This is a genomic window from Pseudomonas kielensis (assembly GCF_030505375.1).
Taxonomy (GTDB): domain Bacteria; phylum Pseudomonadota; class Gammaproteobacteria; order Pseudomonadales; family Pseudomonadaceae; genus Aquipseudomonas; species Aquipseudomonas kielensis.
This window is the reverse complement of record NZ_CP130043.1, coordinates 1,526,800-1,537,388: the sequence shown is the minus strand read 5'-3', so window position 1 is coordinate 1,537,388 and position 10,589 is coordinate 1,526,800. Positions and strand designations below refer to the sequence as shown.

12 protein-coding genes are annotated in these 10,589 nt (G+C 63.7%); 1 reads left to right on the top strand and 11 read right to left on the bottom strand.

Going from position 1 to position 10,589, the window contains the following annotated elements:
• Nucleotides 1-6 precede the first annotated feature (6 nt).
• The 11 genes from ureC to urtA all read right to left on the bottom strand — a co-directional run bounded on the left by ureC (nucleotide 7) and on the right by urtA (nucleotide 10,048).
• Entirely contained in the window at nucleotides 7-1,707 is a 1,701-nt protein-coding gene (gene ureC / locus Q1W70_RS07360; RefSeq protein ID WP_166589878.1) for an urease subunit alpha, read from the bottom strand.
• 139 nt (nucleotides 1,708-1,846) lie between these two features.
• Nucleotides 1,847-2,152 (bottom strand): urease subunit beta, encoded by a 306-nt coding sequence (locus Q1W70_RS07355; RefSeq protein WP_166589879.1) that lies wholly within the window; start codon nucleotides 2,150-2,152, stop codon nucleotides 1,847-1,849.
• The gene (locus Q1W70_RS07350; protein WP_166589880.1) at nucleotides 2,149-2,682 is read right to left on the bottom strand and encodes a GNAT family N-acetyltransferase; all 534 of its coding nucleotides are present in this window, start codon (nucleotides 2,680-2,682) and stop codon (nucleotides 2,149-2,151) included. Before Q1W70_RS07350 ends, Q1W70_RS07355 begins: the two co-directional genes overlap by 4 nt.
• 6 nt (nucleotides 2,683-2,688) lie before the next feature.
• On the bottom strand, nucleotides 2,689-3,222 hold the full coding sequence (locus tag Q1W70_RS07345; protein WP_166589881.1) for a GNAT family N-acetyltransferase: 534 nt from the start codon (nucleotides 3,220-3,222) through the stop codon (nucleotides 2,689-2,691).
• Between the two features lie 9 nt (nucleotides 3,223-3,231).
• Nucleotides 3,232-3,534 carry an urease subunit gamma gene (ureA, locus tag Q1W70_RS07340; RefSeq protein ID WP_166589882.1) on the bottom strand — a complete coding sequence of 101 codons (303 nt, stop codon included), beginning with the start codon at nucleotides 3,532-3,534 and terminating at the stop codon, nucleotides 3,232-3,234.
• A gap of 66 nt (nucleotides 3,535-3,600) precedes the next feature.
• Nucleotides 3,601-4,440 (bottom strand): urease accessory protein UreD, encoded by an 840-nt coding sequence (locus Q1W70_RS07335; protein WP_166589883.1) that lies wholly within the window; start codon nucleotides 4,438-4,440, stop codon nucleotides 3,601-3,603.
• Nucleotides 4,441-4,470: 30 nt separating this feature from the next.
• Nucleotides 4,471-5,169, bottom strand: coding sequence for an urea ABC transporter ATP-binding subunit UrtE (gene urtE / locus Q1W70_RS07330; RefSeq protein WP_166589884.1), 699 nt, complete (start codon nucleotides 5,167-5,169; stop codon nucleotides 4,471-4,473).
• Nucleotides 5,170-5,238: 69 nt separating this feature from the next.
• The gene (gene urtD, locus Q1W70_RS07325) at nucleotides 5,239-6,099 is read right to left on the bottom strand and encodes an urea ABC transporter ATP-binding protein UrtD (RefSeq protein WP_166589885.1); all 861 of its coding nucleotides are present in this window, start codon (nucleotides 6,097-6,099) and stop codon (nucleotides 5,239-5,241) included.
• Nucleotides 6,096-7,175 carry an urea ABC transporter permease subunit UrtC gene (gene urtC, locus Q1W70_RS07320; protein WP_166589886.1) on the bottom strand — a complete coding sequence of 360 codons (1,080 nt, stop codon included), beginning with the start codon at nucleotides 7,173-7,175 and terminating at the stop codon, nucleotides 6,096-6,098. The genes urtD and urtC overlap by 4 nt, the downstream gene beginning before the upstream one ends.
• Entirely contained in the window at nucleotides 7,175-8,677 is a 1,503-nt protein-coding gene (gene urtB, locus Q1W70_RS07315; protein ID WP_166589887.1) for an urea ABC transporter permease subunit UrtB, read from the bottom strand. The genes urtC and urtB overlap by 1 nt, the downstream gene beginning before the upstream one ends.
• Before the next feature lie 105 nt (nucleotides 8,678-8,782).
• A complete protein-coding gene (urtA, locus tag Q1W70_RS07310; protein WP_302098722.1) occupies nucleotides 8,783-10,048 on the bottom strand; it encodes an urea ABC transporter substrate-binding protein in 1,266 nt (421 codons plus the stop codon).
• A 273-nt stretch (nucleotides 10,049-10,321) separates the two neighbouring features.
• Between urtA and Q1W70_RS07305 the strand changes: the two genes are divergently transcribed.
• Nucleotides 10,322-10,588: a hypothetical protein gene (locus tag Q1W70_RS07305; protein WP_302098721.1), complete on the top strand. Its 267-nt coding sequence runs from the start codon at nucleotides 10,322-10,324 to the stop codon at nucleotides 10,586-10,588.
• Nucleotide 10,589 lies beyond the last annotated feature (1 nt).

Here is a 10,589-nt window from a genome sequence, read left to right as displayed (position 1 = left end):
GCGCAGTCAGAACAAGAAATACCGCTGCGCCATCGGCAACACATCCGCCGGCTCACACCACAACAGTTCGCCATCGGCCTTGACCTGGTAGGTCTGCGGGTCGACGTCGATGCTGGGCAGGTAGTCGTTGTGGATCAGGTCGGTCTTGCGCACGCTGCGGCAGCCCTTGACCACGGCGATGGTCTTCTTCAAGCCCAATGCCTGCGCCAACCCTGCCTCCTGTGCGGCCTGGCTGATGAAGGTCAGGCTGGTGGCGTGCAACGAGCCGCCAAAGCTTGCGAACATCGGCCGGTAGTGCACCGGTTGTGGCGTTGGAATCGAGGCGTTGGCGTCGCCCATGAGGCTGGCGGCAATCGCTCCGCCCTTGAGAATCAGGCTGGGCTTGACCCCGAAGAACGCCGGGCGCCAGAGCACTAGGTCGGCCCATTTACCCACTTCGATCGAACCCACTTCGTGGCTGATGCCGTGGGTGATCGCCGGGTTGATGGTGTACTTGGCGAGGTAGCGCTTGGCGCGGAAGTTGTCGTTGTCCTGGCCATCACCCGGCAGTGGGCCACGCTGTTGCTTCATCTTGTCGGCGGTTTGCCAGGTGCGGATGATGACTTCGCCGACCCGGCCCATGGCCTGGCTGTCGGAACTGATCATCGAGAACGCCCCGAGGTCGTGCAGGATGTCCTCGGCGGCGATGGTTTCACGGCGGATGCGGCTTTCGGCGAAGGCCACGTCCTCGGCAATGCTGGGGTCCAGGTGATGGCAGACCATCAGCATGTCCAGGTGTTCGTCGATGGTGTTGCGGGTGAACGGCCGGGTCGGATTGGTCGAACTCGGCAGCACGTTGGCAAAACCGCAGGCCTTGATGATGTCCGGGGCGTGACCGCCACCCGCGCCTTCGGTGTGGTAGGTGTGGATGGTGCGGCCTTTGAAGGCGGCGAGGGTGGTTTCGACGAAACCCGACTCATTGAGGGTGTCGGTGTGGATCGCCACCTGCACGTCATACTGGTCGGCCACCGTCAGGCAGTTGTCGATGCTCGCCGGGGTGGTGCCCCAGTCTTCGTGCAGCTTGAGGCCAATGGCGCCGGCCTTGACCTGCTCGATCAACGGTCCCGGCAGGCTGGCGTTGCCCTTGCCGGTGAGGCCGATGTTCATCGGGAAGGCGTCAGCGGCCTGGAGCATGCGCGCCAGGTGCCAGGGCCCGGAGGTGCAGGTGGTGGCGTTGGTGCCGGTGGCAGGACCGGTGCCGCCACCGATCATGGTGGTCACGCCGCTCATCAAGGCTTCTTCGATCTGCTGCGGGCAAATGAAGTGGATATGGCTGTCGATGCCGCCGGCGGTGAGGATCATGCCTTCGCCGGCGATCACTTCGGTCCCGGCGCCGATGGCCATGCTCACATTGGGCTGGATATCCGGGTTACCGGCCTTGCCGATGGCAGCGATGCGCCCGTCCTTGAGGCCGACATCGGCCTTGACGATGCCCCAGTGATCGAGGATCAGCGCGTTGGTGATCACCGTGTCGACGACGTCGGCCGCCAGCAACTGGCTCTGGCCCTGGCCGTCGCGGATCACTTTGCCGCCGCCGAACTTCACTTCTTCGCCGTAGGTGGTGAAGTCCTTCTCGACCTCGATCCACAACTGGGTGTCGGCCAGGCGAACTTTGTCACCGACGGTGGGGCCGAACATGTCGGCGTAGGCTTGGCGGGATATTTTCATTCGTTCGCCTTGAGATTCAGGAAAATTTGAAGTCGTTCGCTGCGCTCACTATCGCGGGCAAGCCCGCTCCCACAGGGGAATGCGATCACCTGTGGGAGCGGGCTTGCCCGCGAAGAGGCCAGGGCAGACGCGGTAAAATTTAAAGGTCACCCATGATCCGTCCGGCAAACCCGAACACCCGGCGATGCCCGGCCAGGTCCACCAACTCCACGTCGCGGCTCTGCCCCGGTTCGAAGCGCACCGCAGTACCGGCCGGGATGTTCAGGCGCATGCCGCGGGTAGCGGCGCGGTCGAAGGTCAGGGCGTCATTGGTTTCGAAAAAGTGATAGTGCGAGCCGACCTGGATCGGCCGGTCGCCACTGTTGGCCACGGTCAGGCTCAGGGTGCGCCGGCCGACGTTGAGCTCGATCTCGCCGGGCTGGATCCGGTATTCGCCAGGAATCATGCAGGTTGTCCCAGGGTCTTGAAGTAGATGGCGGTCGGCGCGTAGTGGCCGTCCGGGCTTTGGCAGTAGTTGGGCAGTTCGCCGACGCGGGTGTAGCCCAGTGACTGGTAGAAAGTTTCCGCGGGCGAGCCGGCCTCGGTATCCAGGTACAACAGGCCACGCTGATGCTGGCGCGCGGCAAGCTCCAGGGCATTCATCAACTGCTGGCCGAGTCCACGTCGACGGGCCTGGTGCAGGACCTGGAGTTTTTGCACCTCGGCGCGATTACGTCCGTTGGCCTTCTGGCACAGGCCCAGTTGCACGCTGGCCAGGACCTTTTCTTCCTGGACCACCACCCACAAGAGCAGGTTGCCGTTCTCCAGGTCGGCCTGGACGGCGTTGAGGTAGGCGCGGGCCTGGGCGTCATCGATATCGGCCAGAAAACCGATCGAGGCCCCGTGCTGCACGGCGTCGAACAGCAAGTCGTTCAAGCCCTGGCGGTAGTGGGCAAAACTTTCCGGGTTGACCCGGCGTAGTTGGGCGGCGTTCATCGTGGCTTACTCCTTGTTGGCCAGGGGTGGCTCAGAGCCTGGATTGAGGGTCAATTGCATGAACGTCAGGTCGAGCCAGCGACCGAACTTGGTGCCCACTTGCGGCATCTGTCCGGTGGTGATGAAGCCGGCCCGCTCATGCAGGCGGATCGATGCCGCGTTGCCGCTCTCGATGGCGGCCACCATTACATGTTTGCCAGCCTCCCTGGCGCGCACCACCAGCGCTTCCATCAGGCGCGGACCGAGGCCGTTGCCACGCTGGTCGTTGCGCACGTACACCGAGTGTTCCACGGTGTGGCGAAACCCATCGAAGGGCCGCCAGTCGCCAAAGGAGGCGTAGCCGAGCACCTGCTCGTCGGCAGCGGCCATGACCAGGACCGGGTAGCCCTGGGCATGGCGGGCGCTGAACCAGGCTTGACGATTGGCCAGGTCGACCGCCTGTTCATTCCAGATCGAGGTGGTGTTGAGCACGGCATCGTTGTAGATGTCGCAAATCGCCGGCAGGTCGGCGGGCACGGCATCGCGGATGTGATACGGCATGGCGCGACCTCAGGCGATGGGTTGATGGACGGTGACCAGTTTGGTGCCGTCGGGAAAGGTGGCTTCGACCTGGATCTCCGGGATCATCTCCGGGATGCCGGGCATCACCTGTTCGCGCTGCAGCAGGGTCGTGCCCAAGTGCATCAGTTCGGCCACGCTCTGGCCGTCCCGCGCGCCTTCGAGCAGCGCGGCGCTGATGTACGCCATGGCCTCCGGGTAATTGAGCTTGACGCCGCGGGCCAACCGCCGCTCAGCCACCAGGCCGGCAGTGAAGATCAACAGCTTGTCTTTTTCGCGTGGGGTCAGGTCCATCGTGTAAATCCATCTGGGCAGAAAAAAAGAGCACTCGTAAGGTCGACCCGAACCCGTTGCCGGTGTTCAGGTATTCCATATTCGCGGCGCCAGCGCCTCGCGGCCGAGCAGGGCCGGGCGCAGCAGTGTCCATAGATCAATCAGCCAACCCCGTGCCAGCAAGGTTTCACTGGCCAGGCAACGGGCGACCAGCAGCCCGGGAAGCTGGGTCAGATCCCCGCGTACCGGGTTGGGCAGCGAACGACAGGCCTGCAGCAGTTCGCTGTCGATCTCGCCGGTCACCAGCAAGGTGGCAAACACCGGCTGGCCGTCCAGGCCAATCGGCGAGTCGAGCAAACCGTCAGCGCCGACAATGCGCTGACGTTCGTGCCAGAGCAACTGGCCGTCGCGGCGGATCTCCAGTTGCGCTTGAAAGTGCCCCTGCTCGAAGCGTTCGCCGCTGGCCGGGCGACCCAGCGCCACCACGTCCCAATAAAACAATCGGGCATCGCCCTGCAGTTCGATCGAGGTCTTGAGCTCGGCCTGGGCGGCGCTGAAGACGATGGTCTCCTGGGGCAGCCATTCCAGGGTGGCACCGGCGGCGACCTGCAAGTCGAGCTGCTGATAGGCGGGGCTGGCGGCGCGATACCACTTGGCGGCGCCGGGGCTGGTCAATTGCGCCCAGGCGTTGGGCCCGACACTGGCGCGGACCTCCAGGCGATCACCGCCGGCAATCCCTCCGGGCGGGTGGACGATGATGTGCTGGCACACTTGGGGGCCTTCGGCGTACAGGTGTTTTTGCACCCGCAGCGGACCCTGGTGGCGACGCAGGGTCGGCCGCGTGCTGTCGCCGAAGCGGGCGTAGCCGAGCTCAAGCTCGGCATGCCAGCTGGGTGTGAATACGATGTGTTGGGCAGGGGCAGTCATATTTTCTGATTATCGTCGGGACGCTAGAGACTAGATCGTTACCAGGCCGCGTACACCCTCGGCTTCCATGTTTTCGCCGCGACCTTGCTGGACGATCTCGCCCCGGGACATCACCAGGTATTGATCGGCCAGCTCAGCGGCGAAGTCGTAGAACTGCTCCACCAGCAGGATCGCCATGTCACCGCGTGCCGCGAGCTGCTTGATCACCGCGCCGATCTCCTTGATCACCGAGGGCTGGATGCCTTCGGTGGGTTCATCGAGGATCAGCAGGCGGGGCCGGCTGGCCAGCGCACGGCCGATGGCCAACTGTTGCTGCTGGCCGCCTGAGAGGTCACCGCCACGGCGTTGCTTCATCTGCAGCAGCACCGGGAACAGCTCGTAGATGAAGGCCGGCACTTCCCGGGCTTCGGCGCCCGGGAAACGCGACAGCCCCATCAACAGGTTTTCCTCGACGCTCAGCCGGGCGAAGATTTCCCGGCCCTGGGGAACATAGGCGATGCCTGCGTGAACCCGCTGGTGCGGTTTGAGCCCGCTGATGGTCTTGCCCTCCCAGTTCACCGCACCTTCCTTGGCTGGCAGCAGGCCCATCAGGCATTTGAGCAGGGTGGTCTTGCCCACGCCGTTACGCCCGAGCAGGCAGGTGACTTCGCCAACCTTCACCTCGAAGCTCAGGCCCCGCAGGATGTGGCTGCCACCGTAGTACTGATGCAATTTATCGACTTGCAGCATGTTCAACTTCTCCTCAATTCCTTGTAGGAGCGGGCGCTCGCTCCTGCAGAGAGCAATCCGCACCTGCGTTCAGCGCCCGAGATAAACCTCGATCACCCGCTCGTTGTCCTGCACCTGCGCCAGCGACCCCTCGGCCAGCACGCTGCCCTGGTGCAATACGGTGACGTGGTCGGCGATCGAACCGACGAAGCCCATGTCGTGTTCCACCACCATCAATGAATGTTGACCGGCCAGGCGCTTGAACAGCTCGGCGGTGAACTCGGTCTCGGCATCGGTCATGCCCGCCACCGGTTCATCGAGCAACAGCAGTTGCGGGTCTTGCATCAGCAGCATGCCGATTTCCAGGAACTGCTTTTGCCCGTGGGACAACAAGCCTGCGGGGCGATTGACCGAGGCGGTCAGGCGAATGGTGTCCAGGACCTCACTGATCCGATCGCGCTGCTCGCCATTGAGCCGGGCGCGCAAACTGGCCCATACCGACTTGTCGGTTTTTTGCGCCAGCTCGAGGTTCTCGAACACGCTGAGGGCTTCGAACACTGTCGGTTTCTGGAACTTGCGGCCGATCCCGGCCTGGGCAATCTGCACTTCGCTCATCCGGGTCAGGTCCAGGGTCTCGCCGAACCAGGCCTTGCCGTGACTGGGCCGGGTCTTGCCGGTGATCACATCCATCAGGGTGGTCTTGCCGGCACCGTTGGGGCCGATGATGCAGCGCAGTTCACCAACGCCGATGTACAGGTTCAGGCTGTTCAGCGCCTTGAAGCCATCGAAGCTGACACTGATGTCCTCCAGGGTGAGGAGGGTGCCGTGGCGGGTGTTCAGGCCTTTTCCGGCGCGCTGTCCAAGGCCGATGGCATCGCGGCTGCTGCCGGCATCCTTGTTCGGTTCCAGGATCGGTTCGAGCATGAAATCGGCGGTCGCAGTGACTCTCATTGTTCACCTCTTTTTTTCAGCAGGCCGATCACGCCTTTGGGCAGGTACAGGGTGACGATGATGAACAGCGCACCGAGGAAGAACAGCCAGTATTCGGGGAAAGCCACGGTGAACCAGCTCTTCATGCCGTTGACCACGCCGGCGCCCAGCAGTGGCCCGATCAGCGTGCCGCGTCCGCCCAGGGCCACCCAGACGGCGGCTTCGATGGAGTTGGTCGGGGACATTTCGCTGGGGTTGATGATGCCCACCTGGGGCACATACAGCGCACCGGCCAGGCCGCACAGCACCGCACTCAAGACCCAGACAAACAGCTTGAACCCGCGTGGGTCGTAGCCGCAGAACATCAGGCGGTTTTCCGCGTCGCGCAGGGCGGTCAGCACCCGGCCGAATTTGCTCTGCGCCAGGCGCCAGCCAATGAACAGGCTGGCCACCAGCAACAACACGGTGGCGCTGAACAGTACCGCGCGAGTTCCGGGTTCGGTGATGCCGAAGCCGAGGATGGTGCGAAAGTTGGTGAAGCCGTTGTTGCCGCCAAACCCGGTCTCGTTGCGGAAAAACAGGAGCATGCCGGCGAAGGTCAGGGCCTGGGTCATGATCGAGAAGTACACGCCCTTGATCCGCGAGCGAAAGGCGAAGAAGCCGAACACCAGCGCCAGCAGACCCGGGGCCAGCACCACCAGGCACAGGGTCCAGAGAAAACTGCTGGTGCCGGTCCAGAACCACGGCAGCTCCGTCCAGGAGAGGAAGGTCATGAACGCCGGCAAGCCGTCCCCCGAGGCCTGGCGCATCAGGTACATGCCCATGGCGTAGCCACCGAGGGCGAAGAACAGGCCGTGGCCCAGGGACAGCAGGCCGGCGTAACCCCAGACCAGATCCAGGGCGAGGGCGACGATGGCGTAGCAGAGGATCTTGCCGACCAGGGTCAGGGTATAGGCCGAGACATGCAGGGCGTTGTCGGCGGGCAGCAGCGACAGCAGCGGTAGCGCCAGCAGCAACAACACCAGCAGCGTACCGACGACAATCGTCACCTTGGGCCCGGCCTTGCGGGTGGCGGTAATGAGCAGGGGCTGGTTCATCAGTCGATTACCCGTCCTTTGAGTGCGAAGAGGCCTTGCGGGCGTTTCTGGATGAACAGAATGATCAGCGCGAGGATCAGGATCTTGCCCAGCACCGCACCGATCTGCGGCTCCAGGATCTTGTTGGCGATCCCCAGGCCGAAGGCGGCGAACACGCTCCCGGCCAGTTGGCCGACGCCACCGAGCACCACCACCAGGAAGGAGTCGATGATGTAGCTCTGGCCGAGGTCCGGGCCGACGTTGCCGATCTGGCTCAGCGCCACGCCGCCGAGCCCGGCGATCCCGGAGCCGAGGCCGAAGGCGAGCATGTCCACTCGCCCGGTGGGCACGCCACAGCAAGCGGCCATGTTGCGATTCTGGGTGACGGCGCGCACGTTCAGGCCCAGGCGGGTCTTGTTCAGCAGCAGCCAGGTGAGCACCACCACAAACAGGGCAAAGGCGATGATCACGATACGGTTGTACGGCAGCACCAGGTTGGGCAGGACCTGGATCCCGCCCGAGAGCCAGGCCGGGTTGGCGACCTCGACGTTCTGCGCGCCGAACAGCAGGCGCACCAGTTGGATCAGCATCAGGCTGATGCCCCAGGTGGCGAGCAGGGTTTCCAGCGGGCGCCCGTAGAGGTGGCGGATCACCGTGCGTTCCAGCGCCATGCCGATACCGGCGGTGACGAAAAACGCCACCGGCAAGGCCAGGAGTGGATAGAACTCGATGGCGTTGGGGGCAAAGCGCTGGAGCAGCATTTGCACCATGTAGGTGGAGTAGGCGCCGAGCATCAGCATTTCGCCGTGGGCCATGTTGATCACCCCCAGCAGGCCGAAGGTGATGGCCAGCCCCAGGGCCGCCAGCAGCAGGATCGAACCCAGGGACATGCCGCTGAATGCCTGGCCGAGCAACTCGCCCACCAGCAGTTTGCGTTTGACCTGACCGAGGCTGGTCTGCGCTGCGGTGAGCACCGCGGCGTCGGCTTCGACCCCAGGTTCGAGCAGGTTTTCCAGGCGAGTGCGGGCCAGTGGGTCGCCGGTTTCGCCGAGCAGGCGCACCGCAGCCAGGCGCACGGCAGGGTCGCTGTCCACCAGTTGCAGGTTGGCCAGGGCCAGGCTCAGGGCCGCGTGAACCTGCTCATCCGTTTCGCCCGCCAGTTGCTGGTCGAGGAATTTCAGTTGCGCCGGCTTGGCGCTTTTCTGCAGTTGTTGCGCCGCACCGAGCCGCACCCGGGGATCGGCGGCGAGCAGTTGCTGGCTGGCCACGGCGGTGTCGATCAGACCCCGCAGGCGATTGTTCAGGCGCAGGGTCTTGGCTTGGCCGTCGACGGTCACTACGCCTTGCTGCAAGGCATTGATCAATTCGACGCGCGCCGGATCGGGCTGCGCGGCCCAGGCTTCGAGCAGCCTGGCTTGCTGCGCCGGATTGGCGGCGACGAAGTCTTCGCTGTCGCCGGCCTGGCTGGCCAGTGGCAGCAGGAGCGCGATGAGGAGGATTAAGCGGTGAAGGCCAGTGGGCATGATGTATCGCCTTGCGCAGACCAAGGTGGGAGAGCGCCGGGCGGCTCTCTCCCACAGGAATTTGTGTCCCGCCGAACCGGTGTGTTCGGCGGGGCATTCAGTGCCTCAGTTGCTCTTGACCGCGTAATCCGGCTTCTTGTCGTTGCCGGCAATGAACGGGCTCCAGGGCTCGGCGCGGATCGGCCCTTCGGTCTGCCAGACCACGTTGAACTGACCGTCGGCCTGGATCTCGCCGATCATCACCGGCTTGTGCAGGTGGTGGTTGGTCTTGTCCATGGTCAGGGTGTAGCCCGACGGTGCGGCGAAGGTCTGGCCGGCCAGGGCTTCGCGGACCTTGTCGACGTCGGTGGACTTGGCTTTCTCGGCAGCTTGCGCCCACATGTGGATGCCGACGTAGGTGGCTTCCATCGGGTCGTTGGTCACCGCCTTGTCGGCGCCCGGCAGGTTGTGTTTCTTGGCGTAGGCCTTCCAGTCCGCGACGAACTTCTGGTTCACCGGGTTATCCACCGACTCGAAGTAGTTCCACGCCGCGAGGTTGCCCACCAGTGGCTTGGTGTCGATGCCGCGCAGTTCTTCCTCGCCCACCGAGAACGCGACGACGGGCACGTCGGTGGCCTTCAGGCCCTGGTTGGCCAGTTCCTTGTAGAACGGCACGTTGGAGTCGCCGTTGACGGTGGAGATGACGGCGGTCTTGCCGCCGGCCGAGAACTTCTTGATGTTGGCGACGATGGTCTGGTAATCGCTGTGGCCGAACGGTGTGTAGACCTCTTCGATCTCCTTGTCGGCCACGCCTTTGGCGTGCAGGAACGAGCGCAGGATCTTGTTGGTGGTGCGCGGGTAGACGTAGTCGGTGCCCAGCAGGAAGTAGCGTTTGGCGCTGCCACCTTCTTCGCTCATCAGGTATTCCACGGCGGGGATCGCCTGTTGGTTCGGCGCGGCACCGGTGTAGAACACGTTCGGCGACATCTCTTCGCCTTCGTATTGCACCGGATAGAACAGCAGGCCATTGAGCTCTTCGAACACGGGCAATACCGATTTACGCGACACCGAGGTCCAGCAACCGAACACCACGGCGACCTTATCCTGGGTCAGCAATTGCCGGCCTTTTTCGGCGAACAGCGGCCAGTTCGACGCCGGGTCGACCACCACCGGCTCCAGCAGCTTGCCATTGACGCCGCCCTTGGCGTTGATTTCGTCGATGGTCATCAACGCCATGTCTTTGAGCGAGGTTTCAGAGATCGCCATGGTCCCGGACAGGGAATGCAGGATGCCAACCTTGATGGTCTCGGCGGCCTGGACCGTCCAGGTCATGCCCATCGCGGCAATGCTGGCTGAAAGAGTGAAAGCCTTGATCAAGCTGCGACGCTTCATTGTGCGATCTCCATGAACGTTTTTGGTTGGCATTGGTGGAAGGCTGAAGAGTCTTTAGCAAGGGCTGTGCCTAAGCACGAAAGCCCGGGGTTTGATGCGGCCGCCGAGGCGGATTCATCCGCGAGCGCACCAGGGGTGGGCGTGCAACGGGGTGTGGGGCATGCCGATGCGCTGTCGTGGTGCCTGTGCTCCCTATGTATGTACCGCACAGGCACGGGGACGCTGGATAACCTGATGGCTCATTACAGGCCATCAACAGGTTGGAGTTTTTTCATGGATGAGAGAGATAAGCCGAGCGCTGCCGTTGTGCGCATGAGCCGTGAGTTTTTGTCGGCGGATGACGCGGCGCGGCATGCTCATGAACAGGTCGGCAAGCGGCGTGACCGCGAGTTTGTTGCAGTGATCTTCCAGCGCAGCAACCAGCGGTTCGTCGTGACTGAACCGGTCGACGCCGGCACCGATGCGCTCGAAGCGCCCCCCCTGTTCCCGGCAGACGCCCAAGGCCGGGCAATCTACCCGGTGAACCACCAGTCTCCATAGC

Excerpts from the sequence above, each read along its gene's own strand:
- Q1W70_RS07350 (WP_166589880.1), bottom strand. The coding sequence starts at position 2,682 with ATGAACGCCGCCCAACTACGCCGGGTCAACCCGGAAAGTTTTGCCCAC.
- ureC (WP_166589878.1), bottom strand. The coding sequence starts at position 1,707 with ATGAAAATATCCCGCCAAGCCTACGCCGACATGTTCGGCCCCACCGTC.
- urtB (WP_166589887.1), bottom strand. The coding sequence starts at position 8,677 with ATGCCCACTGGCCTTCACCGCTTAATCCTCCTCATCGCGCTCCTGCTG.
- urtE (WP_166589884.1), bottom strand. The coding sequence starts at position 5,169 with ATGCTGCAAGTCGATAAATTGCATCAGTACTACGGTGGCAGCCACATC.
- urtD (WP_166589885.1), bottom strand. The coding sequence starts at position 6,099 with ATGAGAGTCACTGCGACCGCCGATTTCATGCTCGAACCGATCCTGGAA.
- Q1W70_RS07335 (WP_166589883.1), bottom strand. The coding sequence starts at position 4,440 with ATGACTGCCCCTGCCCAACACATCGTATTCACACCCAGCTGGCATGCC.
- urtA (WP_302098722.1), bottom strand. The coding sequence starts at position 10,048 with ATGAAGCGTCGCAGCTTGATCAAGGCTTTCACTCTTTCAGCCAGCATT.
- Q1W70_RS07355 (WP_166589879.1), bottom strand. The coding sequence starts at position 2,152 with ATGATTCCTGGCGAATACCGGATCCAGCCCGGCGAGATCGAGCTCAAC.
- Q1W70_RS07345 (WP_166589881.1), bottom strand. The coding sequence starts at position 3,222 with ATGCCGTATCACATCCGCGATGCCGTGCCCGCCGACCTGCCGGCGATT.
- urtC (WP_166589886.1), bottom strand. The coding sequence starts at position 7,175 with ATGAACCAGCCCCTGCTCATTACCGCCACCCGCAAGGCCGGGCCCAAG.
- ureA (WP_166589882.1), bottom strand. The coding sequence starts at position 3,534 with ATGGACCTGACCCCACGCGAAAAAGACAAGCTGTTGATCTTCACTGCC.
- Q1W70_RS07305 (WP_302098721.1), top strand. The coding sequence starts at position 10,322 with ATGGATGAGAGAGATAAGCCGAGCGCTGCCGTTGTGCGCATGAGCCGT.